The 24854-nt window shown below is 63.7% G+C and carries 25 protein-coding genes; 19 read left to right on the top strand and 6 right to left on the bottom strand.

Features of this window, described 5'->3' with window-relative positions:
- Nucleotides 1–5: 5 nt before the first annotated feature.
- Complete coding sequence (locus tag FS320_RS09380) at nucleotides 6–1601, bottom strand: ABC transporter substrate-binding protein (protein WP_152711098.1); 1596 nt, start codon at nucleotides 1599–1601, stop codon at nucleotides 6–8.
- Between the two features lie 242 nt (nucleotides 1602–1843).
- On the opposite strand from FS320_RS09380, the gene argH reads away from it, so the two are divergent.
- The 3 genes from argH (at nucleotide 1844) to FS320_RS09365 (ending at nucleotide 4108) form a co-directional block, all read left to right on the top strand.
- Nucleotides 1844–3208, top strand: coding sequence for an argininosuccinate lyase (gene argH, locus FS320_RS09375; RefSeq protein ID WP_152711122.1), 1365 nt, complete (start codon nucleotides 1844–1846; stop codon nucleotides 3206–3208).
- A 173-nt stretch (nucleotides 3209–3381) separates the two neighbouring features.
- Complete coding sequence (locus FS320_RS09370) at nucleotides 3382–3816, top strand: Hsp20 family protein (protein WP_152711096.1); 435 nt, start codon at nucleotides 3382–3384, stop codon at nucleotides 3814–3816.
- A 25-nt stretch (nucleotides 3817–3841) separates the two neighbouring features.
- The gene (locus FS320_RS09365; RefSeq protein WP_152711095.1) at nucleotides 3842–4108 is read left to right on the top strand and encodes a BQ00720 family protein; all 267 of its coding nucleotides are present in this window, start codon (nucleotides 3842–3844) and stop codon (nucleotides 4106–4108) included.
- Between the two features lie 24 nt (nucleotides 4109–4132).
- Here FS320_RS09365 and FS320_RS09360 read toward each other — a convergent pair whose 3' ends face one another.
- Nucleotides 4133–4888 carry an alpha/beta hydrolase gene (locus tag FS320_RS09360; RefSeq protein ID WP_152711093.1) on the bottom strand — a complete coding sequence of 252 codons (756 nt, stop codon included), beginning with the start codon at nucleotides 4886–4888 and terminating at the stop codon, nucleotides 4133–4135.
- Nucleotides 4889–4988: 100 nt separating this feature from the next.
- On the opposite strand from FS320_RS09360, the gene FS320_RS09355 reads away from it, so the two are divergent.
- The 6 genes from FS320_RS09355 to pheT all read left to right on the top strand — a co-directional run bounded on the left by FS320_RS09355 (nucleotide 4989) and on the right by pheT (nucleotide 11360).
- On the top strand, nucleotides 4989–6203 hold the full coding sequence (locus FS320_RS09355) for a glycosyltransferase family 4 protein (RefSeq protein ID WP_152711091.1): 1215 nt from the start codon (nucleotides 4989–4991) through the stop codon (nucleotides 6201–6203).
- A 134-nt stretch (nucleotides 6204–6337) separates the two neighbouring features.
- On the top strand, nucleotides 6338–6859 hold the full coding sequence (gene infC, locus FS320_RS09350; protein WP_244627052.1) for a translation initiation factor IF-3: 522 nt from the start codon (nucleotides 6338–6340) through the stop codon (nucleotides 6857–6859).
- 201 nt (nucleotides 6860–7060) lie between these two features.
- On the top strand, nucleotides 7061–7261 hold the full coding sequence (gene rpmI / locus FS320_RS09345; RefSeq protein ID WP_109598789.1) for a 50S ribosomal protein L35: 201 nt from the start codon (nucleotides 7061–7063) through the stop codon (nucleotides 7259–7261).
- A 44-nt stretch (nucleotides 7262–7305) separates the two neighbouring features.
- Nucleotides 7306–7674, top strand: a complete 369-nt coding sequence (rplT, locus tag FS320_RS09340) for a 50S ribosomal protein L20 (protein ID WP_152711088.1) — start codon at nucleotides 7306–7308, stop codon at nucleotides 7672–7674.
- A gap of 178 nt (nucleotides 7675–7852) precedes the next feature.
- Nucleotides 7853–8935, top strand: coding sequence for a phenylalanine--tRNA ligase subunit alpha (pheS, locus tag FS320_RS09335; protein ID WP_152711086.1), 1083 nt, complete (start codon nucleotides 7853–7855; stop codon nucleotides 8933–8935).
- A gap of 13 nt (nucleotides 8936–8948) precedes the next feature.
- Nucleotides 8949–11360: a phenylalanine--tRNA ligase subunit beta gene (gene pheT / locus FS320_RS09330; protein ID WP_152711085.1), complete on the top strand. Its 2412-nt coding sequence runs from the start codon at nucleotides 8949–8951 to the stop codon at nucleotides 11358–11360.
- Between the two features lie 22 nt (nucleotides 11361–11382).
- Here the strand turns inward: pheT and FS320_RS09325 are convergent, their stop codons facing one another.
- Nucleotides 11383–12171: a HesA/MoeB/ThiF family protein gene (locus FS320_RS09325; RefSeq protein WP_152711083.1), complete on the bottom strand. Its 789-nt coding sequence runs from the start codon at nucleotides 12169–12171 to the stop codon at nucleotides 11383–11385.
- A 152-nt stretch (nucleotides 12172–12323) separates the two neighbouring features.
- Here FS320_RS09325 and FS320_RS09320 point away from each other — a divergent pair, with 152 nt between their 5' ends.
- The 10 genes from FS320_RS09320 to FS320_RS09275 all read left to right on the top strand — a co-directional run bounded on the left by FS320_RS09320 (nucleotide 12324) and on the right by FS320_RS09275 (nucleotide 21728).
- Nucleotides 12324–13328 (top strand): BMP family lipoprotein, encoded by a 1005-nt coding sequence (locus tag FS320_RS09320; RefSeq protein WP_152711081.1) that lies wholly within the window; start codon nucleotides 12324–12326, stop codon nucleotides 13326–13328.
- Nucleotides 13329–13453: 125 nt separating this feature from the next.
- Nucleotides 13454–14977 (top strand): ABC transporter ATP-binding protein, encoded by a 1524-nt coding sequence (locus tag FS320_RS09315; RefSeq protein WP_152711079.1) that lies wholly within the window; start codon nucleotides 13454–13456, stop codon nucleotides 14975–14977.
- Nucleotides 14977–15405 (top strand): VOC family protein, encoded by a 429-nt coding sequence (locus FS320_RS09310; protein ID WP_152711077.1) that lies wholly within the window; start codon nucleotides 14977–14979, stop codon nucleotides 15403–15405. Before FS320_RS09315 ends, FS320_RS09310 begins: the two co-directional genes overlap by 1 nt.
- Nucleotides 15406–15408: 3 nt before the next feature.
- Nucleotides 15409–16512, top strand: coding sequence for an ABC transporter permease subunit (locus FS320_RS09305; RefSeq protein ID WP_162002909.1), 1104 nt, complete (start codon nucleotides 15409–15411; stop codon nucleotides 16510–16512).
- A 3-nt stretch (nucleotides 16513–16515) separates the two neighbouring features.
- On the top strand, nucleotides 16516–17427 hold the full coding sequence (locus tag FS320_RS09300; protein ID WP_152711075.1) for an ABC transporter permease: 912 nt from the start codon (nucleotides 16516–16518) through the stop codon (nucleotides 17425–17427).
- Between the two features lie 2 nt (nucleotides 17428–17429).
- Nucleotides 17430–17834, top strand: coding sequence for a cytidine deaminase (locus FS320_RS09295; RefSeq protein ID WP_152711073.1), 405 nt, complete (start codon nucleotides 17430–17432; stop codon nucleotides 17832–17834).
- A gap of 56 nt (nucleotides 17835–17890) precedes the next feature.
- The gene (locus FS320_RS09290) at nucleotides 17891–18712 is read left to right on the top strand and encodes a purine-nucleoside phosphorylase (protein WP_152711071.1); all 822 of its coding nucleotides are present in this window, start codon (nucleotides 17891–17893) and stop codon (nucleotides 18710–18712) included.
- Complete coding sequence (gene deoC / locus FS320_RS09285; protein ID WP_152711069.1) at nucleotides 18705–19466, top strand: deoxyribose-phosphate aldolase; 762 nt, start codon at nucleotides 18705–18707, stop codon at nucleotides 19464–19466. Before FS320_RS09290 ends, deoC begins: the two co-directional genes overlap by 8 nt.
- A gap of 1 nt (nucleotide 19467) precedes the next feature.
- A complete protein-coding gene (gene deoA, locus FS320_RS09280; protein WP_152711067.1) occupies nucleotides 19468–20790 on the top strand; it encodes a thymidine phosphorylase in 1323 nt (440 codons plus the stop codon).
- Nucleotides 20787–21728 (top strand): 2-hydroxyacid dehydrogenase, encoded by a 942-nt coding sequence (locus tag FS320_RS09275; protein ID WP_152711065.1) that lies wholly within the window; start codon nucleotides 20787–20789, stop codon nucleotides 21726–21728. Before deoA ends, FS320_RS09275 begins: the two co-directional genes overlap by 4 nt.
- A 178-nt stretch (nucleotides 21729–21906) precedes the next feature.
- Here FS320_RS09275 and FS320_RS09270 read toward each other — a convergent pair whose 3' ends face one another.
- From FS320_RS09270 to FS320_RS09260, 3 genes are all read right to left on the bottom strand, one after another.
- Nucleotides 21907–22758 carry a C40 family peptidase gene (locus FS320_RS09270; protein WP_152711064.1) on the bottom strand — a complete coding sequence of 284 codons (852 nt, stop codon included), beginning with the start codon at nucleotides 22756–22758 and terminating at the stop codon, nucleotides 21907–21909.
- Complete coding sequence (locus tag FS320_RS09265; protein ID WP_152711118.1) at nucleotides 22755–23102, bottom strand: MarR family transcriptional regulator; 348 nt, start codon at nucleotides 23100–23102, stop codon at nucleotides 22755–22757. The genes FS320_RS09270 and FS320_RS09265 overlap by 4 nt, the downstream gene beginning before the upstream one ends.
- A gap of 186 nt (nucleotides 23103–23288) precedes the next feature.
- A complete protein-coding gene (locus FS320_RS09260) occupies nucleotides 23289–24671 on the bottom strand; it encodes a leucyl aminopeptidase family protein (protein ID WP_152711062.1) in 1383 nt (460 codons plus the stop codon).
- Nucleotides 24672–24854: the final 183 nt, after the last annotated feature.

Here is a 24854-nt window from a genome sequence, read left to right as displayed (position 1 = left end):
AGATTTCAGTTCTTCTTCGCCTGTGACATGTCGTTGTCGCTGAACGACGGGCCGAGGACGAAGTTGTCCACGTTCTTGCGCACGGCAGCGACTTCGGTCTGCTGCAGGAAGATCACGAACGGGCTGTCGTCGAGAACTGACTTCTGCAGTTCCTTGTACATCTGTGCGCGCTTCTCCGCATCACGCTCCATGACGGCAGCGCGGGTCTTTGCGGTCAGCGGGCCCGGATCCCACGCATTGCGCCACGCCAGGGGCTTGGCCTTCGCGTTGTCCGAGTTGTCGTCATTCGCCGCGAAGGTGTCGGCATTGGAGTTCGGGTCCTGATAATCCGAGCCCCAGTTGCCGATATAGATATCGTGCTGACGGGCGCGGTACTTGGTCAGAGCCTGCTTCGAATCCATCGGCAGGATTTCGAGCTTGATGCCGGCCTGAGCGAAGGTCGACTGCATCGCCTGGGCGACGCCCGTGATCTCAGCCGTGGAGCGGGTGTCCATCGTCACCGAGAAGCCGTCCTTCAGGCCAGCCTTGGCGAGAAGCTCCTTAGCCTTGGCGACATCGAGCTTGTACGGGTTGCTTGTCTCGGCGCCGAGGAAGCCCTTGGGCAGGAAGTTCTGGTGAACGTCGCCCTTGTACTTCATGATCGTGTCGGCGATGGCCGAGTAATCCACGAGGTACTTCAGAGCCTGACGAACCTCGGGCTTGGCCAGGTTCGGGTTCTTCTGGTTCAGGCCGAGATAGTAGATCGTTCCTTTGGGAGCGCTCTGAACCTTGACGTCCGGATTCTTGGACATCGCAGTGATCTCTTCCGGGTTCAGGCTGCGGGCCACGTCGATGTCGCCCTTCTCGAGCAGCAGGCGCTGACTCGCGGTCTCCTTAATATGGCGGTAGATGATGCGGGCGAGCGGAGTCTTCTTCTCGTAGTTCGGGTTGCGCTCCAGGACGGTGACCTCATTGGCCTTCCAGTCGCGCATGATGAACGGGCCGGAGCCGGCATACTTGGTCTTCAGCCAGTTATAGCCCCAGTCGCCGTCCTTCTCGTTCTGGACGACCAGTTTCTTGTCGACGATCGAGGCGACCGAGTTGCCGAGGCAGTAGAGCACCAGGGTCGGAGCATAGGGCTTGTCGACCTCGATGGAGAGTTCGAGCGGGCCCGTCTGCTTGATCTTGTCCTTCACGTTGTCCTTCGTGAAGCCGAACTGTCCCAGGATGAAGGCCGGGGACTTGTCGAGCGCTACCGCACGATGGAGCGAGTAGACCACGTCTTCGGCGGTGATCGGATTGCCGGAGGCGAATTTCCGGTTCGGGCGGATCTTGAAGGTATAGGTCTTGCCGTCCGGAGAAACGGTCCAGGACTCGGCAACCTGCCCGGAGATCTTGGACACGTCCTTGATATCGTAGGTGATCAGGCGCTCATAGGTATTGCCCAGGATCTCGGAGGCACTCAGCTCGAACACCTCTGCCGGATCCAGCGAGATGATGTCGTCGCTCTGCCAGGCCTGGACGAGGGTATCCGGCGGGGTCGCCGCCATGACTGCGGAGAAGGAGGTCGCCATGGTCGCCACCATGGCTGCGGATAGGAGGAATTTCGGAAGTCGCTTCATTGGCCAGTTCCCTTGCAGCGCTGGGAGCGCTTGTTGTTGCGCCAGTATGAATGCAAATCACACAAGCGATGTCGAGTCTAGCAACTGGTTTTAAACTGGCAAACATTGCGCACGGTGCCCAAAGGGAGGGCAGGCGGCGATCCGGGTTGGCCTTGAGGGGCAAATTGTGGCAAAGGCTCTCCGACCCTCTTTCCGGATGAACGACAGTGTCTGAAGAAGCCAAAAAATCGGGTGCCAACACCATGTGGGGCGGGCGGTTCTCGTCCTCGCCCAGCGCGCTGATGGAAGCCATCAACGCCTCCATCGGCTTCGACAAGCGACTGGCCTCTCAGGACATCCAGGGCTCCATCGCCCACAGCACCATGCTGGCCAAGCAGGGGATCATCGCCGAGAGCGACCGGGACGCCATCCACCAGGGGCTCCAGCGGGTCCTGGGCGAGATCGAGTCCGGCTCGTTCACCTTCTCCACGGCGCTCGAAGACATCCACATGAACGTGGAAAGCCGGCTGCGCGAGATCGTCGGCGATCCGGCGGCCCGCCTGCATACGGCCCGCAGCCGCAACGATCAGGTCGCCACCGATACCCGCCTCTGGGTGCGCGAGGCCCACGACCGGACCGATGAGCAGCTGACCATCCTGATCAAAGCTCTCCTCGACAAGGCCGAGGCCCATGCCGCCACGGTGATGCCGGGCTTCACCCATCTCCAGAGCGCCCAGCCGGTGACCTTCGGGCATCATCTCATGGCCTATGTGGAGATGTTCGGCCGCGACCGCAGCCGCTTCCAGGATTCCCGCAGGCGCTTGAACGAGTGCCCGCTCGGCGCCGGTGCGCTCGCAGGAACGTCCTTCCCCATCGACCGGCACATGACCGCCAAGGCGCTCGGCTTCGACGGGCCGACCCGCAATTCGCTGGACACCGTCTCGGACAGGGACAGCCTTCTGGAGTTCATGGCAGCGGCTTCCATTTGCGCCATGCATCTGTCACGTCTGGCGGAAGAAACTATCATCTGGATGTCGGCTCCCTTCGGCTTCGTCCGCCTGCCGGACCGCTGGACCACCGGCTCCAGCATGATGCCGCAGAAGCGCAATCCGGATGCCGCCGAACTAGTGCGCGGCAAGAGCGGACGGGTCGTCGGTTCGCTGGTGTCCCTGCTGACCGTCATGAAGGGGCTGCCTCTCGCCTATGCGAAGGACACCCAGGAGGACAAGGAGCCGCTCTTCGACGCCGCCGACACCCTCGAAATCGTGCTCGCCGCGACGACCGGCATGATCCAGGACCTGGAGCCGGTGCCGGAGCGCATGGCAGCCGTGGCCGGAGCTGGGTTCTCCACGGCGACCGATCTCGCCGACTGGCTGGTGCGCAGCCTCAACATTCCCTTCCGCGATGCCCATCACGTCACGGGGCGGATCGTCTCGGAGGCGGAGAAGCGCGGCTGCACCCTCGAGGCACTTCCCCTGGAGGTCATGCAGGCCGTCGAGCCGAAGATCCATCAAGGCATCTACGATGTGCTGGGCGTCGAGAACTCCGTCCGCTCTCGCACGAGCTTCGGCGGAACGTCGCCCGTCCGCGTGGCCGAGCAGGTCGCCTGGTGGCGCGAGCGGGTCTGAACCGTCCTTCCGTTAACCCTCGATCTTGAACCCCTGCCGGCGCGATCTGGCAGGGCCTTGATAGGGCAGGGTGCCGTCGCCATATTGCTGACAACGGCTCCTTCCGGGGCCACTTGAGTGCCGCATCAGCGGGCTCAAAACCACCGAAGTGCCTCTAACCTTGGGCTTCGAACATGTCGCGTCAGTCGCCCTTTGGGCACCCGTTCCTGTTAGGCTTCGATGAGATCGAGCAGGCGCTCGACCGCGTCGCTAAGGCGGCAGGAGACGGTTATCCGCCCTACAATATCGAGCGTCTGGCTCGCACCGAACACGCCCCCGAGCGTCTCCGCATCACCTTGGCCGTCGCCGGATTCACCCGGGACCAGCTGGAGGTGACCCTTGAGGAGAGCCAGCTCGTAATCCGGGGGCGCCAGTCCGATGACAAGACAAGGCACTTCCTTCATCGCGGCATCGCCGCCCGTCAGTTCCAGCGCACCTTCCTCCTTGTCGATGGCATGGAGGTCATGGGCGCGGACTTGTCCAACGGTTTGTTGTCGATCGATCTCGTCCGGCCCGAGCCGGAACGGATCGTCCGCAAGATCGACATCATTGGGTCGGACAAGGTGTAACGGCATCCGCAAAAAGGAGATGTCCATGAACTTCGATATCAAGAATCATGCCGAGCCGGCTCTGGACGTTGCCGAGCTGGCGAATTTCGGTCTGGGGCAGGTGGCCTATGTAAAGCCAGTGGAAGCCGATGAGGTTGCCCGGCTGTTTCCGCAGGCCCCCAAGCTTCAGCCCGGCATGCGGCTGTTCGCGCTTCTGTCTGCCAGCGGCGAGCCCATTCTGCTGACCGACAATCACGATGCGGCCATCGCCAATGCCTGGGCGCATGATCTGACCATGGTGAGCCTGCATTAAGGCTCACCCCTTTCTGAAGATTTCTCAGGCAATCGCTTCGACGGCCGCGATCAGGCGTTCGATGTCTTCGCGCCGGGAGAGCCGGTGGTCGCCGTCCTTGATCAGGGTCAGCGACACACTGTCTCCCGGCAGGTGCTCGACAAGCTGGAGCGCATGGTTCCAGGGCACGTCGGGATCCTCCATGCCCTGAAGGATATGAACCGGGCAGCCGGTCTGGATCGGCTGGTCGAGCAGGATGTGCTTGCGTCCGTCCTCGATCAGCTTCCAGGTGATCGGGTAGGGATCGTCCGAATAGGCCGAGGGCCGGTGGTAGACGCCGGTCTCCTGCACGCTCTTCCGGAGGTCCTCGGGGAAACGGTCCCACATCAGCCGCTCGGTCATGTCGACCGCCGGGGCGATGAGGACGATCCCCACGGGTGCAATCTGAGGCCGCTTGTCCATGAGATGCCGGGCCACCAGCAGACCGATCCAGCCCCCCATGGACGAGCCGACGAAGATGGGACGCTCATGGACGAACCGCTCGGTCACGGTCACCGCATCCTCGAGCCAGCGGGAAATGGTCCCGTCCTCGAAGGCCCCCCCTGATTCGCCATGGCCGCTATAATCGAAGCGCACGAAGGCGCGGCCGTTCGCTGCAGCCCAGTCATCGAGGGCGGTCGCCTTGGTCGCACGCATGTCGGACTTGAAGCCGCCGAGCCAGACGACGGGCGGGCCCTTGCCCTCGCGGGACAACACGGCGATGGGGCGGGCATCCTGGCCAGCCGTGACGCTTTGCGGCATGGTTAACTCATCCTCAACTGCTTTGAAGCAACCGTTTCTAGACGATTCTTTTGAGAAGGCTCTTACATCCGTGAGTTTTTCAACACGACCCGGCGGAGGGATGGCTTTTCCGTCCTCTCATGTGCATCCGCTGGAGGGCCGGACCATCCTTCAGATCGTGCCGGAACTCGAAGCCGGCGGCGCCGAGCGCACCACCGTCGATATTGCCGAAGGCCTGATCCACGCCGGGGCCCGTGCCCTTGTGGCTACGGAGGGCGGACGGCTCGTCGGTGAGCTCCAGACCAAGGGCGGCGTCTGGATCCCGTTCCCGGCGGCGACGAAGAACCCGTTCTCCATGCTCGTCAACGTGCGAAAGCTCGCCCGGATCTGCCACAACGAGCGGGTCTCCCTGGTGCATGCCCGCTCGCGGGCGCCAGCCTGGGTAGGCCTTGGGGCCGCGCGCTCCCTTAACATCCCCTTCGTGACCACCTATCACGGCAGCTATTCCGGCCGTTCTTCGGTGAAGGTCCTCTATAATTCCGTGATGGCACGGGGCGATGCGGTGATCGCCAATTCCCATTACACGGGCGAGTTGATCCGCTCGGTCTATCCCCAGTCCGCGGACCGGATCCGCGTCATCCACCGGGGAACGGATTTTTCGATCTTCTCGCCCCAGGCCATCGCGCCGGAGCGGATCGAGGCCTTGAGGAAGGCCTGGGAGGTGGCTCCCCACGAACGGGTGGTGCTGCTGGCGGCTCGGCTGACCGGCTGGAAAGGCCAGAAGGTGCTGATCGAAGCGGCGGCCAAGCTGCGCGATGCAGGCCTCACCGACGTGGCCTATATCCTGGCCGGGGATCCGCAGGGGAGGGATTCTTACGTGAAGGATCTCGACAGCCTGATCGCGGCGCGCAAGCTGAAGGGCGTCGTGCGCCGGGTCGGCCATTGCACCGACATGCCGGCGGCCTTCCTGGCGGCTTCCGTCGTCACCGTGCCGTCGACGGAGCCGGAGGCCTTCGGTCGCTCGGCCGTGGAGGCGCAGGCCATGGGAACGCCGGTCGTCGTGTCTGATCTCGGGGCCGTGCCCGAGACGGTTCTGGCCCCGCCGGCCGTACTGCCGCACGAGCGGACAGGCTGGCGGATTCCGGCCGGAGACGCCGATGCATTGGTCGAAGCGGTCGGGGCGGCGCTGAATTTGGGTGCCAGCGCCAGGATCGCCCTGGGGGCCAGGGCCCGGTCCCATGTAGAGCGTCATTTCTCGCTCGAACGCATGGTTTCGAGCACCCTCGATGTGTATTCGTCCCTCTTGGAGGGCCGTTTTACCCATAGAACAAGTTGACTTCCCGCGCATTTGCGCGAAATGTCGATTCATTCGTGGCAAGGCTGAGCATACCAACAGGAGTCCCTAGGGTCTCCCATTCTCGGCCTAGCCCTTAACAGGAGATACGAGCCATTCGCAGACCAATGAGAGCCATGCCGGTGCCGCAAAAGGACGGACCGCGCGCCAACCGAGACATTCGCGGTGTTCGCGACGTGCAGCTGATCGACGATGCAGGGCAGAACCGGGGCGTAGTGCCCTTCTTCGATGCCCTCAAGGTTGCCGAAGAGGCAGGCCTTGATCTCGTGGAGATCTCGCCGAACGCAACTCCTCCCGTCTGCAAGATCCTCGATTACGGCAAATTCCGCTTTCTCGAGCAGAAGAAGGCCGCTGAGGCGCGCAAGAAGCAGAAGACGGTCGAGGTCAAGGAAATCAAGCTGCGCCCCGGCATCGATGACCACGATTACGAGGTCAAGATGAAGGCGATGAAGAGCTTCTTCGAGGAAGGCAACAAGGTGAAGATCACCCTGCGCTTCCGCGGTCGCGAGATGGCGCACCAATCCCTCGGCCTGAAGGTACTGGACCGGGTCAAGGCCGATGTGGGCGATCTCGCCAAGGTCGAGATGGAGCCGAACTTCGAAGGCCGCCAGGTCGTCATGGTCCTGGCGCCGCGCTAAGAGGCTCCCGATACAGTGAAATTCATGGCCGTCGGGGTACCGGCGGCCATTGCTTTTTGGGCGGGCTTCTGCCATAAGCCGCCCTTCATTGAACCGCCCGGCTGTTAGGGCTGCCGTGGCGGTTCGTTTTGCTCAATGCAGCAATGAAAAGGCCAAGGTGCGGTTCAAGCCGCTCCGGAAGCCTGTCCAAAGGAGAGCCAAATGCCCAAGCTGAAGACGAAGTCTGGCGCGAAAAAGCGCTTCAAGATCACTGGCACCGGCAAGGTCGTTTACGCCCAGGCCGGCAAGCGCCACGGGATGATCAAGCGGACCAAGAAGCAGATCCGCAACCTGCGCGGCACCACGACCATGTTCGAAGGTGATGCGTACAACGTGAAGAAGTACTTCCTGCCGAACGGCTAAGGCGGTTCTTCCACCACATCCCTGATTTTGAAGGAGTTTTTTAAATGGCCCGCGTCAAACGGGGCGTTGCCGCCCACGCCAAGCACAAGAAGGTTTTCAAGGCAGCCAAGGGTTTCTACGGCCGCCGCAAGAACACCATCCGTATCGCCAAGCAGGCGGTCGAGAAGAGCATGCAGTATGCCACTCGTGACCGTCGCAACAAGAAGCGCACCTTCCGCGCTCTCTGGATCCAGCGCCTCAACGCTGCCGTCCGTATGCATGGCTTGACCTATTCCCGATTTATCGACGGTCTCGGCAAGGCTGGGATCGAGGTCGATCGCAAGGTCCTGTCCGAGCTGGCCATCCACGAGCCGGCGGCCTTCGCCGCTTACGTGGAGAGCGCCAAGGCCGCCCTGCCGCAGCAGGCTGCCTAAGGTCGGATAGACTAGCTTCGGTGCGGCTGAATCGTCAGCCGCACCGCCTTACTCCCCCTTCTCCGAGACCATCCGCGCTGACGGCCCGAAGGCTGTCGGCTGCCATTACGCGGCTCGGAAGACTTGACGGCTCCCGCGCCGCGCTTCACTCAAAGCGCTTGCATCTGGCAAGGGACCGATGACCGATCTCAATCAACTCGAACGTGACCTGCTCACCCAGGTCGAAGCCGCCGGCGACGAAGCGGCCCTGGAAACCGTGCGCGTCTCAGCACTCGGCAAGAAGGGCTCCGTCTCCGAACTCCTGAAGACCCTCGGCACCATGACGCCCGAGGAGCGCAAGGAACGCGGACCGCTCATCAACGGCCTGCGCGACAAGGTGCAGGGCGCTATTACGACCAAGAAGGACACGCTCGCAGAAGCTGCTCTCGAGGCCCGGCTCTCGGCCGAGCGCATTGACGTGACGCTTCCCGTGCCCGAAGCGCCCGAGAGCCGAGGCCGCATCCACCCGATCAGCCAGGTGATCGAGGAGCTGACGGCGATCTTCGCCGATATGGGCTTCTCCGTGGCCGAGGGGCCGGACATCGAGACGGATTACCTCAACTTCACGGCGCTCAACTTCCCCGAGGGCCATCCGGCCCGCGAGATGCACGACACCTTCTTCCTCGCTCCCGACGAGAAGGGCGAGCGCAAGGTGCTGCGCACCCATACCTCGCCGGTCCAGATCCGCACGATGATGTCCAAGGCGCCGCCGATCCGGGTGATCATCCCCGGCCGGACCTATCGTCACGACTCGGACCAGACCCACACGCCGATGTTCCACCAAGTGGAAGGCCTCGTCATCGACAAGCAGGCCAACATCGCGCACCTGAAGTGGATCCTGGAGGAGTTCTGCAAGGCCTTCTTCGAGGTCGAGCAGGTGAAGATGCGCTTCCGCCCGTCCTTCTTCCCCTTCACCGAGCCTTCCGCCGAGGTCGACATCCAGTGCTCGCGCAAGGGCGGCGAGATCCGCTTCGGCGAAGGCACCGACTGGCTCGAGATCCTGGGCTGCGGCATGGTCCACCCGAACGTGCTGCGCAATTGCGGCCTCGATCCGGACGAGTACCAGGGCTTTGCCTGGGGCATGGGCATCGACCGCATCGCCATGCTCAAATACGGCATGCCGGACCTGCGTCCCTTCTTCGAGGCCGATGTGCGCTGGCTGAACCATTACGGCTTCCGCCCGCTCGACATCCCGAGCCTCGTCAGCGGCCTCACTTCCTAAGCGGAGAGCAACAATGAAATTCACCCTCTCCTGGCTGAAGGATCATCTCGACACCTCGGCCTCCCTCGACGACATCGTCGAGACGCTCACCCGCATCGGCCTGGAAGTCGAAGAGGTCGAGGACAAGGCGAAGACGCTGGCGCCCTACAAAGTGGCGTATGTGATCTCCGCCGAGCAGCACCCCAACGCCGATCGCCTGCGCGTGTGCATGGTCGATACGGGCGAGGGCGCTCCGATCCAGGTGGTCTGCGGCGCCCCGAATGCCCGCACTGGCATGAAGAGCGTGTTCGCGCCGCCCGGCACATATATTCCCGGCAAGAACATCACGCTCGGAATCGGCACCATCCGCGGCGTCGAGAGCGCGGGCATGCTGTGCTCGGCGGCGGAACTCGAAATCTCCGACGATCACGACGGCATCATCGACTTGGCCGCCGATGCGCCGGTCGGCGTTCCCTACGCGGCCTATGCCGGGCTCGACGATCCGGTGATCGAGATCAACCTCACGCCGAACCGTCCCGACTGCACCTCGATCCACGGCATCGCCCGCGATCTTGCCGCCGCCGGCCTCGGTACGCTCAAGGGCGATGCCGTGCCGGCCGTTGCGGCTAAGGGCGCTTGCCCGATCTCGGTGACGATCGAGGACGAGAAGCTCTGCCCGGCCTTCGCACTCCGCCTCGTGCGCGGCGTGAAGAACGGCCCATCCCCGGAATGGATGCAGCGCCGCCTGCTCTCCATCGGTCTTCGCCCGATCAATGCGCTGGTGGACATCACCAACTACGTCACTTTCGACCGCGGCCGGCCGCTCCACGTCTTCGATGCCAGGAAGGTGAAGGGCAATCTCACCGTCCGCCGCGCGAAGGAGGGCGAGGAGGTGCTGGCACTCGATACCCGCACCTACAGGCTCGATCCGAGCATCGTGGTGATCGCCGACGACAACGGCGTCGAGTCCATCGGCGGCATCATGGGCGGCGAGCATTCGGGCTGCGACGAGAACACGACCGACGTGCTGATCGAATCGGCGCTCTGGGATCCGCTCAACATCGCGCAGACCGGCCGGAAGCTCGGGATCATCACCGATGCCCGCTACCGGTTCGAGCGCGGCGTCGATCCGGCCTTTACCGTGCCGGGTCTCGATCTTGCCACCACATTGGTCATCGACCTGTGCGGCGGTGAGGCGAGCGAGGCCGTGCTGGCCGGAAAGGTGCCCGAGGACAAGCGCGTCATCGAGTTCCCCTGGTCCGAGGTTCCGCGCCTGTCGGGTCTCGACGTTCAGCCCTCCGAGTCGGAGCAGATCCTGAAGGCGCTCGGCTTCGGCCTCCAGGGCTCGGGCGAGCGCGTCAGCGTCACGGCTCCGTCTTGGCGTCCGGACATCGAAGGCAAGGCGGATCTGGTCGAGGAGGTCATCCGCATCGCCGGCGTCGACCGCATCGAGCCCAAGCCCCTGCCGCGCTTGGAGGACACGGTTGCAAAGCCCATTCTGACGCTGATCCAGAAGCGCACGCGCCTCGCCCGCCGGGCACTCGCCGTGCGCGGGCTGGTGGAGGCCGTCACCTGGTCCTTCATTGCCAGGAGCGAGGCGGAGCTGTTCGGCGGCGGCGATGGCCGGCTGGCGCTCGCCAACCCGATTGCGGCAGAGCTCTCCGACATGCGTCCGAGCCTGCTGCCGGGTCTCATGAAGGCGGCGCAGCGCAATGCGGATCGCGGGCTCAGTGATGTGGCTCTCTTCGAGGTCGGCCAGACCTTCGCGTCCGACGAGCCGGAAGGCCAGTCAATCAAGGCCGCTGCGGTCCGTCGCGGAACGGCGCGAGCCGAGGGTGTCGGCCGTCATTGGGACGGCGGCGCGCAGAGCGTCGATGCCTTCGATGCCAAGGCTGACGTGCTGGCGCTTCTGGCGGCGCTCGGCATTCCCTCCGGTGGCCTCCAGATGGTGGCCGGCGGTCCGGCCTGGTTCCATCCCGGACGCTCGGGCACGCTGCAATTCGGCCCGAAGAACGTGGTCGGGGCCTTCGGCGAGGTGCACCCGAAGGTGCTGAAGGCCCTCGATCTGAAAGGGCCCCTGGTGGCATTCGAGCTCAATCTCGATGCGCTTCCGCCACCCAAGGCGAAGCCGACCAAGATGAAGCCGAAGCTCAATCTGCCCGACTTCCAGCCGCTCACCCGCGACTTCGCCTTCGTGGTCGGCCGCGACGTGGCGGCGGGCGACATCGTGAAGGCGGCCCAGGGGGCCGAGCGCCAGCTGATCGTGGGCGTCGACGTGTTCGACATCTACGAGGGCACCGGCATCGACCCGCACAAGAAATCCGTCGCCATCGCGGTCACCCTGCAGCCGACCGAAAAGACGCTCACCGATGTGGAGATCGAGGCCGTCTCGGCCAAGATCGTCGGCGAGGTGTCGAAGAAGACCGGGGCGGTTCTAAGGGGATAAAAAATGACTGCCCGAACGTGGCTCAGGCCACGTTCGGGCGATTTCTTCCGTTTAATGGGTTTGCTTCATCCCAGCCATAGCGAACCGTATCGAACCGCATCGCGCGCGCGTCGACCATCAGCAGGCGCCCTACGAGGCTCTCTCCGTAGCCGACGATCTCCCGGATCACTTCCATGGCCATCAGGCTGCCCATGACGCCGGCAAGCGCACCGAGGACGCCGGCTTCCGCGCAGGTCGGAATCGCGCCGGGTGGAGGCGGAGAGGGGAAGATGCAGCGATAGGTCGGGTTGGGCTTACCGTCCGGGCCCGTCTCGTGAGCCCGGATCGTGGTGAGCGAGCCGTCGAACTGACTCAAGGCTGCCGTCACCAGGGGCTTCTTCTCGTAGAAACAGGCATCGGACACCGCATAGCGGGTCTCGAAATTGTCCGAGCCGTCGGCGACGAGGTCGTAGCGGCCGATCAGTTCCCGCGCGTTCTCAGTCGCCAGCCGAATGGGGAAAGGCTCAACCGTCACATGCGGATTGAGCCGTCCGATCGCCTCCGCAGCGCTCTCGACCTTCGGGCTGCCGAGATCCGGGGTGCCGTGGATCACTTGTCTCTGGAGGTTGGAGAGGCTGACTGCATCATCGTCCACGATGCCGATGGCGCCGATACCTGCCGCGGCGAGATACTGGATCAGGGGCGCGCCCAGGCCGCCGGCACCGATCACGAGCACGCGAGCGGCCTTCAGTTTCAGTTGTCCCGGCCCGCCCACATCCCGGAGAACGAGGTGGCGGGCATAGCGGTCGATTTCGTCCGATGTGAGAGACATGTCATGACCTTACGGGATTGGTCTCGGCTATCAACCATTCCTTGAAGGAAATAACATGCCGCCTTGACAGAGGCCTTGGCGGTGTGGCCCTTGCCGTGCCATCGTCAAGGGGCAACCGGCAACAAGCCGGCGTCTAACAGGGAACAAAGCCGATGACAGTTACCAAGTTCGGTCTCGCACTCGCGGGCCTCGCCTTTTCCGCCTCGGCTGCCTTTGCGCAGCAGGCGGCCTTCAAGCCCGCCGTCGTGTACGATCTGGGCGGCAAGTTCGACAAATCCTTCAACGAGGGCGTGCACACGGGTGCCGAGAAGTTCAAGAAGGATACGGGCACCGATTACCGCGATTTCGAGCCGCAGAACGACGCCCAGCGCGAGCAGGCCCTGCGCCGCTTCGCCCGCGACGGCTTCTCGCCCATCGTGGCTGTCAGTTTCAGCCAGGAGACTGCGCTGAAGAAGGTCGCCGAGGAGTTCCCGAAGACGCAATTTGCGATCATCGACTCCGTGGTCGAGAAGCCGAACGTGCAATCCATCGTGTTCAAGGAGCATGAGGGCTCGTTCCTGGTCGGACTCCTGGCGGCCCAGGCCTCCAAAACCAATAAGGTCGGCTTCGTGGGTGGCATGGACATTCCGCTCATCCGCAAGTTCGCCTGCGGCTACCTCCAGGGCGTGAAATACGCCAAGAAGGACGCCGAGGTGTTCCAGAACATGACCGGCACCACGGGTGCAGCCTGGAATGATCCCGTGAAGGGCGGCGAACTCGCCAAGAGCCAGATCGATCGCGGCGCCGATGTGATCTACCATGCGGCCGGCGGCACGGGCGTGGGCGTCATGCGCGCCGCTGCGGATGCGGGCAAGCTCGGCATCGGCGTCGACTCGAACCAGAACGGCATGCATCCCGGCAAGATCCTGACCTCCATGGTCAAGCGCGTGGACGTGGCCACCTACAACGCCTTCGATCAGGCCAAGAAGGGCACCTTCAAGGCCGGCGTCTCGAACCTCGGCCTGGCGGAGGACGGCGTGGCATGGGCTCTCGACGACAACAACAAGTCGCTGATCACCGCCGACATGAAGACAGCCGCCGACAAGGCTGCCGCCGATATCAAGTCCGGCTCCATCAAGGTTCACGACTACATGTCGGATTCGAAGTGCCCGATGTAAGATGAGACATGGTTCGACCGCAGGTCTGCAAAGGTCTGCGGTCGAATCTTTTTTCGACCGAGTTTTGTTTTTCCGATAAGATCCGGCGCTCGTTTTCGTCATTGCCGGCAGACCATTCGAGGCCGATGTCCCCAGCCATTGAACTCATTGCCATCAACAAGAGCTTCGGCACCGTCCACGCCAACAGGGATGTGAACCTGCGGGTCGAGCGCGGCACGATCCACGGCATCGTCGGCGAGAACGGTGCGGGCAAGTCGACCCTGATGTCGATTCTGTACGGCTTCTACGAGGCGGATTCCGGCGAGATCCACGTCAACGGCAAGACGATCTCCATCCGCTCCCCCAACGATGCCATTCATGCTGGCATCGGCATGGTTCATCAGCATTTCATGCTGGTCGAGCCCTTGAGCGTGGTCGATAACGTGATGCTCGGTGCCGAGGGCGGCGCCATGCTGCGCGCGGGGGAGGCCAGGGCGCGCGCCGAGCTTGCGCGGCTGGCCAAGGATTACGGCCTCGAGATCGACGTGGACGCCATCGTCGGCGATCTCTCCGTCGGCCTGCAGCAGCGCGTCGAGATTTTGAAAGCCCTCTATCGCGGCGCTGATATCCTCATCCTCGACGAGCCCACCGCCGTGCTCACGCCGGCTGAAGCCGATGCACTGTTCGATCTGCTCCGTTCGCTCAAGGAGCAGGGAAAGACCGTCATCCTCATCACGCACAAGCTGCGCGAGATCATGGCGATTACGGATCGCGTCTCGGTCATGCGCCGTGGCGAGATGGTGGCGAGTGTCGAGACAGCCGACACCTCGCCGCCGGAACTGGCGGAGTTGATGGTGGGACGGCGCGTGCTCCTGCGCGTCGAGAAGGCCGAGAAGGCGCCCGGTGCGCCGCTGCTCGAGATCGACACCATGTCCGTGGTCGATTCTCGCGGCGTGGTGCGCGTGGCGAATGCTTCCTTCAGCGTTCGTGCCGGCGAGATCGTCGGCATCGCGGGAGTGGCCGGCAACGGCCAGAGCGAGTTGCTGGAGGCCATCGCCGGCATGCGCCATCCCGCGCGCGGCTCGATCCGTCTCGAGGGGCGCGATATTCCTTCCTCAGAGCACAACCCGCATCGCATGCGCCAGCTTGGCCTGCTTCACGTTCCGGAAGACCGGCTACGCATGGGACTTGTTCCGGCCTTCCCGGCCTTCGAGAGCGCCATTCTCGGGTTCAGCGACGAGCCCCATCTCGGCCGCGGACCGATCCTCGACCATAACCGCCTGGTTGCGGATTTGGCGAAGAAGATGGAGCAGTACGATGTGCGTCCGCCGGCGCCGCGGCTGAAATCATCGAACTTTTCCGGCGGCAATCAGCAGAAGATCGTGCTGGCGCGCGAGATCGAGCGCAATCCGAAGGTGCTGCTCGTCGGACAGCCGACACGCGGTGTCGATATCGGCGCGATCGAGTTCATTCACCGCCGGCTGATCAGCTTGCGCGATGCGGGCGTCGCCATCCTGCTCGTCTCGGTGGAACTCGACGAGATCATGAACCTGTCCGACCGCATCCTCACCATGTGCGGCGGCAGGATCACGGGCGAGCGCAAGGCATCCGAGACGAACGAACAGGATCTCGGCCTGCTCATGGCCGGCGTGACGGACGAGGCTGCCTGATGCAACCGCGATTGACCCTCGTCACCCTGGGTGTTGCCGATCTCTCGAAATCCCGTGCGTTCTATGAGGCCTGGGGCTGGAAGGCCTCTTCCGCCAGTCAGCCCGGCGTTGCATTTTTTCAGGCGAACGGCTTGGCGCTTGCCCTGTTCGGCCGTGCGGATCTCGCCAAGGATGCAGGCGTCGAGGACACGCCCACCGGCTTTGCCGCCATTTCGCTCGCCTACAATGCCCGTTCCAAAGAGGAGGCCGACGAGGTCTATGCTCTTGCCGTGAAGGCTGTCGCGCGTCCTCTCAAGCCGCTGCAGGATGTTTTCTGGGGCGGATATTCGGGCTATTTCGCCGATCCGGACGGGCATCTCTGGGAAGTCGCCTGGAACCCGTTCTTTCCTCTCGATGAGCAGGGCCACATGTTCCTGCCGGATGCTTAAGACGTGAGCGCTCCTCTCGACCTGCCCCGATGGGCCGACACGGTTCTCGTACCCGCCATCTCCGTGGTGGCGGCCTTTCTTGTCGCCGGCCTCGTCGTGCTCGGGATCGGCGAGAATCCGCTCTCCGCCACGCGCTATCTGATCCAAGGCAGCCTCGGTACCAGTGAGGGGCTCGGCTTCACCTTGTTCTACATGACCGACTTCATCTTCGTCGGGTTGGCGGTTGCCGTCGCCTATCATGCAGGCCTGTTCAACATCGGCGGCGAGGGGCAGGCGACGCTCGCGGGTCTCGGCATCGCGCTCGTGCTCAACAACCTGACCTTCCTGCCAGGCTTCCTGCTCATTCCGCTCGGCATTCTGGGAGCCGCTGCCTTCGGCGCCGCTTGGGCGGCCGTTCCGGGCTATCTCCAGGCGAAGCGCGGCAGCCACATCGTCATCACGACGATCATGTTCAACTGGCTCGCCAGCGTGCTGATCGTCTACCTGCTGGTGAACGTGCTGCGCGAGCCGCAATCCATGAACCCGGAAACGCGCGCCTTCCCGGAGCAATCGTATATCCCGTTCATGCATGAGGTGTTCGCCGCCTTCGGCATCGAAATTCCAGCGTCGCAGCTCAACCTGACGCTGGTGCTGGCGCTGGCGGCGTCCTATTTCGTCTGGCTCCTCATTTATCGCTCGCGTCTCGGCTATGCGATCCGCGTCGTCGGCTCCAATCCCGCGGCGGCGGTCTATGCCGGCATCTCTCCCGCGCGCATCACCATCATCGCCATGATGCTGTCCGGCGCGCTGGCGGGCGGTCTCGCGGTCAACGAGCTCATGGGCTATCAGCATCGCCTGCTGCTCGAATTCACCTCCGGCTACGGCTTCGTGGGCATCGCAGTGGCGCTCATGGGGCGCGCGCATCCCGTCGGCATTATCCTGGCCTCGCTCCTGTTCGGCATTCTCTATCAGGGCGGGGCGGAGCTCGCCTTCGAGCAGCCGGCCATCACCCGCGACATGGTGGTGGTGATCGGCGGTATCATCATCCTGTTTGCCGGCGCTCTCGACGGGCTGTTCCGGCGGGCCGTGGCGCATGTGCTGACGCGCCAGAAACTGGCGAGGGCCTGAGCCATGGATCTCAGCTTTCTCGTTACGGTTTTCGACTCGGCCCTGCGGCTCTCGGTCCCGCTTCTCGCCGCCTGCCTGGCCGGTCTCTGGTCCGAGCGCTCCGGCGTGGTGGATATCGGCCTTGAAGGCAAGATGCTGGTAGCGGCTTTCGCGGCGGCGGCGGCGGCGGCGGCTTACGCTTTCGGTTCGGCCTGGATCGGTCTGATGGCCGGCATCGGCGCATCGGTGGCCTTCGGCCTCATCCATGGCTTCGCCTCCATCAGCCAGCGCGGCAATCAGATCGTCTCCGGTGTCGCCATCAACATGCTGGCCGCGGGGCTGACCGCCATCGTCGGCAATGCCTGGTACAGCCAGGGCGGGCGCACGCCGCCGCTGGAGGGCGTGCAGCGTTTCGGCGACGCGATCTTCGGCCATTCGGCCCTCGTCTACATCGTTCTTCTGGCCGTGCCGCTCACCTGGTTCGTGCTGGGGCGGACCCGGTTCGGTCTTCGCCTGCGCGCCGTCGGTGAAAATCCGGCCGCGGTCGATACGGCAGGCATTTCGGTGACAGGCTTGCGCTACACCGCGGTCGTTATCGGCGGCGTTCTCTGCGGCATCGGTGGGACCTATCTCTCGGTCGGGCAATCGGCGGGCTTCCTCCCCAACATGACGGCCGGCAAGGGCTTCATCGCGCTCGCTGCGCTGATCTTCGCCAAGTGGCGGGCATGGCCGGCGCTCGGTGCCTGCTTCCTCTTCGGTTTGCTCGATGCCATCGCCATTCGCCTGCAGGGCATTTCCCTGCCGGGAATCGGCGAGGTGCCGGTACAGGCCATCCAGGCACTGCCCTATCTCATGACCGTCATCCTGCTCGCAGGCGTCATTGGAAAGGCGATCCCGCCCCGAGCTGCCGGCGTGCCCTATGTGAAGGAGCGCTGAGCATGGCATCGTTGGACACCCTGTTCGAGGCCGCCAAGGCCATCCAGACCAGGGCCTATGCGCCCTATTCGCGCTTCAAGGTGGGTGCGGCGATCGCCACGCCGGACGGTCGGGTTTTTACGGGATGCAACGTGGAGAACGCTGCCTATCCGGTCGGCTCCTGTGCGGAAGCCGGCGCCATCTCGGCCATGGTCGCTGCCGGCGAAAGCCGCATCACTGAGATCGTGGTGATGGGTGAGGGGGAGCATCTCGTCACCCCCTGTGGCGGCTGCCGCCAGCGTATCCGCGAATTTGCCGCTCCCGATACGCCCATTCACATCGCAGGGCCTGAGGGAATTCGGAAACGCTTCACGCTCGACGAACTGTTGCCTTTCTCCTTCGGGCCGGACAATTTGACGGATCGATAAATCGGTCCGAACCATTGCGATAACGAAAGGAAGGCCTGCAATTCAGGCCTGAAACGATGACGATGCACCAGTTGATTCAAGAAGCGGCCGAGTTCGTACGCGCCCGCGGCTTCGACGGCCATTTCGATGCAGCCTTCGTGCTCGGCACGGGGCTCGGCACTCTCGTCGACGAGGTCAGCGATGCGGTGAGCCTGCCTTATGCCGCTATTCCGCATTTCCCGAAAAGCGGCGTCTCCGGCCATGCGGGCAAGCTCGTCGCCGGCACGCTCGAAGGCAAGCGGGTGCTTCTGTTCCAGGGCCGCGCCCATTATTACGAGACGGGCGATGCCGGCGCCATGCGCCTGCCGATCGCTTTCGTGAAGGAGCTCGGCGTTCCGGTGCTGGTCGCCACCAATGCGGCCGGTTCGGTGCGCGCCGATATCCGACCGGGAAGTTTGGTCGCCCTCAACGATCACCTCAATCTCTCGGGCGGCAATCCGCTGCTGCGCGATCACACCGAGGGGCGCTTCGTCTCGCTCACCAACGCCTATGACGCGGATCTTCGCCAGGTTCTTCAACGAGCCGCAGAGAAGAGCGGCATCGCACTGCCCGAAGGTGTTTATGCCTGGTTGTCCGGCCCGAGTTTCGAGACGCCGGCTGAAATCAAAATGGTGCAGATTCTCGGCGGCGATCTCGTCGGGATGTCCACGGTGCCGGAGGTCATCCTCGCGCGCTATTACGGATTGAGGGTCGCCGCGATTTCCGTCGTCACGAACCTCGCTGCCGGGATCGAAGGCGCTTCGCCCTCGCATCAGGAGACCAAGGATACGGCAGCCGAAGCGTCAGAGAAGTTCAAGCGTCTCATCCGGTCCTTCGTTGCGGAGCTGTCCCATGTCTGATGCGCCTATAGCGACTCGCGCCCTGCGCAGTCTCGATCTCACCGATCTTAACGAGACCTGCAACGATCAGGCCATCGATGCCTTGTGCAAGAAGGCGCTCGACCCGCATGGACCTGTGGCGGCTGTCTGCGTGTGGCCGCAATTCGTGAAGCGTTCGCAGGAGAACCTCAAAGGCTCGCCCGTGCGCATCGCCACGGTGGTGAACTTCCCTGCCGGCGGCGAGGATATGAGCCGCGTCACCGACGACACGCAGGAGGCGCTCTCCGACGGCGCCAACGAGATCGATCTCGTGCTGCCATACGAGGCCCTGCGCCGGGGCGACCTCGCCGTTGCCACCGAGATGGTCGAGGCCGTGCGCGATCTCGTCAATCAGGGGCGCCTGCTGAAGGTCATCCTGGAAACGGGCGAACTGAAGGATCCGAAATTGATCGAGACGGCAAGCCGCATCGCCATCGACGCGGGAGCGGACTTCATCAAGACCTCGACCGGCAAGACACCGGTTTCGGCGACGCCCGAAGCCGCCGAGATCATGCTCAACGCCATCAAGGCTTCGGGCAGGCCCGTCGGCATCAAACCCTCTGGAGGCATTCGCACCGTCGCGGACGCGAGGATCTATCTCGATCTTGCCGACCGCATCATGGGCCCGGGCTGGGCGACCCCGCGGACATTCCGCTTCGGCGCGAGCAGCGTCTACGACACGCTGATTGCCGCCATCGAAGGTCGGGCCGGCACGACGGCGACCGGAACTTACTGACATGACGTTACTTCCGCAGGAAATCATCCGCCACAAGCGCGACGGCGGCAGGCTCGATCCTGAGCATATCGAGCACTTCATCGAAGGCCTTACCGCAGGCCGTGTCACCGAAGGCCAGGCGGCCTCCTTCGCCATGGCGATTTTCTTCCAGGGTCTCTCCGTGCCGGAGCGCGTGGCGTTGACGCGCGCCATGATGAATTCCGGCACGGTGCTCACCTGGGATCTGCCGGGCCCGGTGCTCGACAAACACTCGACAGGCGGCGTCGGCGATACGGTCAGCCTCGCGCTGGGTCCCGCGGTTGCAGCCTGCGGCGGCTATGTGCCGATGATTTCCGGGCGCGGCCTCGGCCACACGGGCGGCACCCTCGACAAGTTCGATTCCATTCCGGGCTATGTCACGCAGCCCGATATCGACACGTTCCGCCGTGTCACGCGTGAGGTAGGTTGCGCCATCATCGGCCAGACCGCCGATCTTGCGCCTGCCGACAAGCGCCTCTACGCGATCCGCGACGTGACCGCGACGGTCGAATCCATCGATCTCATCACAGCTTCGATTCTCTCGAAGAAACTGGCCGCGGGGCTGCAGGGCCTCGTGATGGATGTGAAGTTCGGCTCCGGCGCCTTCATGGACAATGTCGACGATGCGCGAAAGCTCGCCGAGAGCCTCGTCGTCGTCGCCAATGGCGCGGGCCTGCCCACGAGCGCGCTTCTCACCGACATGAACGAGTCGCTCGCTTCGAGCGCCGGCAATGCGGTCGAGATGGCCTATGCGGTCGATTACCTGACGGGCCGCCGGCGCGAGACGCGCTTCCACGAGGTGACGGTTGAGCTCTCCGCCGAGATGCTGCTGCTCGGCAAGCTCGCTGCCACCATCGATGATGCACGCGCCAAGATTGAGCTCGCGATCTCTTCAGGCAAAGCTGCCGAGGTCTTCCAGCGCATGGTGTCCGCCCTCGGCGGGCCTGCCGATTTTCTGGAGAACCATAAGGTGCATCTGCAGTCTGCCCCCGTCATCCGCGCCATTCACGCCGAACGTTCCGGAACCGTGCGGAAGGTTGCCGCGCGCGGCATTGGTGTAGCCGTCGTTGCGCTTGGAGGCGGCCGCACGCGCCCGCAGGATCCGATCGATCACGCGGTGGGCCTGACCGAACTTGCCGCCCTCGGCGAGACCGTCGACGCCTCACGTCCCCTCGCTATCGTGCATGCACGCAGCGAAGAGGCGGCGGATGCGGCGGCACGCGCTGTTCGTGCCGCCTATACGATCGGTGAAGGGAAGGCTGATCCGGGGCCGAGCATTCTCGAACGGATCGGAGCGACCGCATGAGCCTTCTCGTCGCCGTCACCTGGGAGACGCAGCCCTGGGTCGAACGCTTCAGGCGCCACCTGCCTGATCGGGACATCGTCGTGCTGGGCGACGATTTCGACAGGAACGCCATCCGCTATGTGGCGACCTGGGGTCCGAAGCCGGGAAGCTTGTCCAACCTGCCCAACCTCGAAGCGATCTTCTCGCTCGGGGCAGGTGTCGATCACCTGATGAGCTATCCCGGGTTGCCTGCTGCACCCATCGTGCGCGTGGCGCAGGACGATCTCACCCATCGCATGAGCGAATACATGGTGCTGCATTGCCTCATGTATCTGCGCGAGCAGCGCCGCTTCGACGAGGATCAGAAGGCGAAGCGCTGGAACCCGGATCGCGCGCCGCCGATCGCGGGTGAAGTCCGCGTCGGCATCATGGGATTCGGCGTGCTGGGACAGGATGCGGCACGCAAGCTGAAGGTGATGGGTTTCGATGTCGCCGGTTGGAGCCGTACGCCGAAATCCGTCGAAGGCTTCGATGCCTATGCGGGTGAAGATGGCCTGACGTCCTTCCTCAACCGTACTGACATTCTCATCGCCCTGATGCCGCTCACGCCCGACACGCAAGGCATTCTGAACCGTTCGCTGTTCCGGAAGCTTGCGCGTGATGGCAAGCTCGGCGGACCGATCCTGATCAATGCGGGCCGCGGCAAGCTGCAGGTGGAGGCCGATATCCTCTCCTGCCTCGACGACGGCACCCTGCAGGCGGCAACCCTCGACGTGTTCGAGACCGAGCCCTTGCCGGAGAGTTCACCGCTCTGGACGCACCCGCGCGTGACGATCACGCCGCACAATTCGGCGACGAGCGAGCCGGAAGCGACGGCTCGCTACATCGCGCAGCAGATCCGCCGCCATGAGGCGGGGGAGGCGTTCGAGAACGTGGTGGATCGGGCGCGAGGGTATTGACGCATTTCGTCATCGCTCGAGAGTAGAGCGTCATCACCGGCCATGTGCCGGTGATCCCGATGGGAAGAGCGCAGCGCGTTTCTGAGTCGAGATGGCCGGGACAAGCCCGGCCATGACGAGAGTTACCCTGAAAGCGACCCCGAGTTCTGCTGTGCAGCCCCGGGATGATCGCAAAGATTTAACCCAGCCGCTTGATCGAACTGATCGGACCGTAGCTCGTCCGGCGGATGCGGTCCTCGGCGACCGTCAGCGGTTCGATCATCACGGTCATGCTGTGGCCGGTGGCGTGGATGAAATTCGTCCCGTCCACCATCAGACCCACATGGCCCTTCCAGAACACGAGATCGCCACGTCGAAGGCCGCTCAGATCCGCCTTCACCTCGCCAGCCGTGCCAAGCTCACGCTCCTGCATGTCGCTGTCACGCGGCGCCTTGATACCGGCAGCCGTCAGCACGGTCTGTGCCAGTCCCGAGCAGTCGATGCCGAGGCTCGTCTTGCCACCCCAGAGATAGGGCGTGTGCAGGAAGCGTTCGGCCACGCTCACGTAATCCGTCTCGAAGACATCGAGCCCGCTCAGATGCGCGGCAAAGACCCATCCGCCGGTGCCAAGATGCGCGTAATCGCCTTGCGTCTCCGTGACGGCGACCTTGGAATTCAGCGTCAGGTAATCGTGAAAAGGCAGCTTCAGGTTCGGACCCGGATAGATGAAGGTGCGGATCGCCCGGACCCTGTGGGTGGGCTGCGGCTCAGGCTCACTGAGGGCAGCGCTCGGCAGATAGCCCACATAGCCGTCATCATGGAGCTGCACCCAGGCCCAGCCCTCATGCTCGTCATAGACGGTCACGCTTTCTCCGAAGATCGCCTGCGTGTCGACGGGCGCCTCGCGGGAGGGATGGCGATGCAGCGGCGAGAAGGTCGTGATGACACGCTTGACCGTGCCTGTCGTGTAGCGCTCGGCATCGACCTGTCCGCGCAGGCGCTCATCGGCGAGATCGGCGCGAACGGGCGTGATGCGGCGGTCGAAACTCATCGGGGCAGCTCCTTGGCACGGGCCATGATCATGTCTCCTAGCCGTTCCACGGTCAAAGCACCAGCGACGGTGCGTTGGATGATGACGTTGCGCCGATCCGCCTCATCCCGGCGGCGGGAGACGAGGTCGAGCTTGCCAAGGGTGTCGAGGGCACGGGTAATAACGGGCTTCGTCACATCGAGCTTCTTCGCGAGCCCACGCACGGTATGAGGCGGCGGCTCCAGGTAGATCGTCAGCAGGATGGAAATCTGACGGGAGGAGAGGTCGCCGCCCCGATGCACGAGGCCGAGATGCACATCGTGCCAGAGCTTGAGCGATTGAAGAGCACGCAATTCGACAGGCATAAGCACCGGACCAAAAATGGACACCACTTTTGGGATTGATCCGATGCTCAACCCCTTAGCGGCGCATCGTTAGGCACGGAAAACCGGGCCCACTTTCCCGCACGACGCGCAGAGCCGCACCGTTCGTTTCGGAGCCGTATTCTTCTGAACCCGAACGAACGGCGCAACTGATGCCTGCTGGTATGCTTAAGACGCGTAGCGTTCCCTTAGGAGAGAATACAGCGCGCGCGCCGCCTGGACCTCGCCGCCCTCGGGCCGCGCAGGCTTGGTCGAGTTGTTCCAGGCGAAGATGTCGAAATGCACATGCGCCTTCGCTGCCGACACGAAGCGACGCAGGAACAGGGCGGCGGTGATCGAGCCGCCCATCGGTCCACCGGTATTGTTCATGTCGGCGAACTTGGAATCGAGCTGGCTCTGATAGGGCGTCCAGAGCGGCATGCGCCACACGGGATCGTTCACCGCGGTGCCATGGCGGGCGATGTCGGTGGCGAGCGCATCGTCATCGGTATAGAAGGGCGGCAGCTCAGGCCCGAGCGCCACGCGGGCCGCGCCGGTGAGTGTCGCGAAATCGACGAGGAGGTCAGGGTTCTCCTCGTCCGCCAGCGCCAGGGCATCGGCCAGGATGAGCCGGCCTTCCGCATCCGTGTTGCCGATCTCGACAGAGATGCCCTTGCGGCTGCTGAGAATGTCGCCGGGGCGAAAGGCATTGCTGGAGATCGAGTTCTCGACCGCCGGAATCAGCACGCGCAGGCGCACCGGGAGTTTCGCGTCCATGATCATGGAGGCAAGCGCAAGGGTCGCGGCCGCGCCGCCCATATCCTTGCGCATGAGCAGCATGGAGGAGGCTGGCTTGATGTCGAGACCGCCGGTATCGAAGGCGACGCCCTTGCCGACGAGCGTGACGCGCGGCACATCGGCTTTGCCCCAGGTGAAATCGATGAGACGCGGAGGCGTGGCCGATGCACGGCCGACCGCATGGATCATGGGGAAGTTCTGTTTCAGAAGATCGTCGCCGACGATGCACTTGAAGGAGGCGCCATGCCGCTCCGCCAATTGACGTGCGGCAGCTTCGATGCCATCGGGGCCGAGATCGCTGGTCGGCGTATTGACGAGATCGCGGCTCGTCACGACCGCATTCGCAATGTGCGAGACTTCCTCGGTATCGACGCCCTTCGGCGTCACGAGACGAACGGTCTTCTCGCTGCGCTTGCGGTAGCGGTCGAAGCTGTAGGCTCCCAGCAGCCAGGCAAGGGTCGCCAGCGTCGGGTTCGGCGCATCCGATTCAAAGCGATAGACGCCATCCGGCAACAGGGTCGGAAGCTTGCCGACGAGAAACGGATCGTTGTGCTTGGCATCTGCGCCGTTGAGGCCGAAGACGATGCCCATGAGTCCGCCATCGGCACCTGGGAGCAGGCAGTGGCTCCCGGCTTTGCCCTCGAACCCTTGCGCCTTCGCGAAGCCTTGCGCGATCTGGGGCAGCTGTCCGGAAATGTCCGCCCATGTCTGTTCGGTCACCAGCCAGATGGGCTTCGAGGTATCAGTCGCTGAGGCGAGGAGAGGGTGGGGCATGGGGTTTTGACCTGGACGGTTAAGGACGATTGCTTGAGGTGAGGTTTTAAGGGGTGAAGCCGCGCATGTCATCCTGGACGGAGCAGAGCGACGATCCGGGATCGCGTGCAGGATGAGGCGCAGGAAGCGCAACATTGTCATTCCCGCGCAGGCGGGCATCCATAAACACCGTTCTGACAGAAC

The organism is Microvirga tunisiensis, from assembly GCF_009296175.1.
Lineage (GTDB): Bacteria > Pseudomonadota > Alphaproteobacteria > Rhizobiales > Beijerinckiaceae > Microvirga > Microvirga tunisiensis.
The sequence above is the reverse complement of the archived record's forward strand: the minus strand, read 5'-3'. Positions and strand labels throughout refer to the sequence as shown.

Excerpts from the sequence above, each read along its gene's own strand:
- FS320_RS09380 (WP_152711098.1), bottom strand. The coding sequence starts at position 1,601 with ATGAAGCGACTTCCGAAATTCCTCCTATCCGCAGCCATGGTGGCGACC.
- argH (WP_152711122.1), top strand. The coding sequence starts at position 1,844 with ATGTGGGGCGGGCGGTTCTCGTCCTCGCCCAGCGCGCTGATGGAAGCC.
- FS320_RS09370 (WP_152711096.1), top strand. The coding sequence starts at position 3,382 with ATGTCGCGTCAGTCGCCCTTTGGGCACCCGTTCCTGTTAGGCTTCGAT.
- FS320_RS09365 (WP_152711095.1), top strand. The coding sequence starts at position 3,842 with ATGAACTTCGATATCAAGAATCATGCCGAGCCGGCTCTGGACGTTGCC.
- FS320_RS09360 (WP_152711093.1), bottom strand. The coding sequence starts at position 4,888 with ATGCCGCAAAGCGTCACGGCTGGCCAGGATGCCCGCCCCATCGCCGTG.
- FS320_RS09355 (WP_152711091.1), top strand. The coding sequence starts at position 4,989 with ATGGCTTTTCCGTCCTCTCATGTGCATCCGCTGGAGGGCCGGACCATC.
- infC (WP_244627052.1), top strand. The coding sequence starts at position 6,338 with ATGCCGGTGCCGCAAAAGGACGGACCGCGCGCCAACCGAGACATTCGC.
- rpmI (WP_109598789.1), top strand. The coding sequence starts at position 7,061 with ATGCCCAAGCTGAAGACGAAGTCTGGCGCGAAAAAGCGCTTCAAGATC.
- rplT (WP_152711088.1), top strand. The coding sequence starts at position 7,306 with ATGGCCCGCGTCAAACGGGGCGTTGCCGCCCACGCCAAGCACAAGAAG.
- pheS (WP_152711086.1), top strand. The coding sequence starts at position 7,853 with ATGACCGATCTCAATCAACTCGAACGTGACCTGCTCACCCAGGTCGAA.
- pheT (WP_152711085.1), top strand. The coding sequence starts at position 8,949 with ATGAAATTCACCCTCTCCTGGCTGAAGGATCATCTCGACACCTCGGCC.
- FS320_RS09325 (WP_152711083.1), bottom strand. The coding sequence starts at position 12,171 with ATGTCTCTCACATCGGACGAAATCGACCGCTATGCCCGCCACCTCGTT.
- FS320_RS09320 (WP_152711081.1), top strand. The coding sequence starts at position 12,324 with ATGACAGTTACCAAGTTCGGTCTCGCACTCGCGGGCCTCGCCTTTTCC.
- FS320_RS09315 (WP_152711079.1), top strand. The coding sequence starts at position 13,454 with ATGTCCCCAGCCATTGAACTCATTGCCATCAACAAGAGCTTCGGCACC.
- FS320_RS09310 (WP_152711077.1), top strand. The coding sequence starts at position 14,977 with ATGCAACCGCGATTGACCCTCGTCACCCTGGGTGTTGCCGATCTCTCG.
- FS320_RS09300 (WP_152711075.1), top strand. The coding sequence starts at position 16,516 with ATGGATCTCAGCTTTCTCGTTACGGTTTTCGACTCGGCCCTGCGGCTC.
- FS320_RS09295 (WP_152711073.1), top strand. The coding sequence starts at position 17,430 with ATGGCATCGTTGGACACCCTGTTCGAGGCCGCCAAGGCCATCCAGACC.
- FS320_RS09290 (WP_152711071.1), top strand. The coding sequence starts at position 17,891 with ATGACGATGCACCAGTTGATTCAAGAAGCGGCCGAGTTCGTACGCGCC.
- deoC (WP_152711069.1), top strand. The coding sequence starts at position 18,705 with ATGTCTGATGCGCCTATAGCGACTCGCGCCCTGCGCAGTCTCGATCTC.
- deoA (WP_152711067.1), top strand. The coding sequence starts at position 19,468 with ATGACGTTACTTCCGCAGGAAATCATCCGCCACAAGCGCGACGGCGGC.
- FS320_RS09275 (WP_152711065.1), top strand. The coding sequence starts at position 20,787 with ATGAGCCTTCTCGTCGCCGTCACCTGGGAGACGCAGCCCTGGGTCGAA.
- FS320_RS09270 (WP_152711064.1), bottom strand. The coding sequence starts at position 22,758 with ATGAGTTTCGACCGCCGCATCACGCCCGTTCGCGCCGATCTCGCCGAT.
- FS320_RS09265 (WP_152711118.1), bottom strand. The coding sequence starts at position 23,102 with ATGCCTGTCGAATTGCGTGCTCTTCAATCGCTCAAGCTCTGGCACGAT.
- FS320_RS09260 (WP_152711062.1), bottom strand. The coding sequence starts at position 24,671 with ATGCCCCACCCTCTCCTCGCCTCAGCGACTGATACCTCGAAGCCCATC.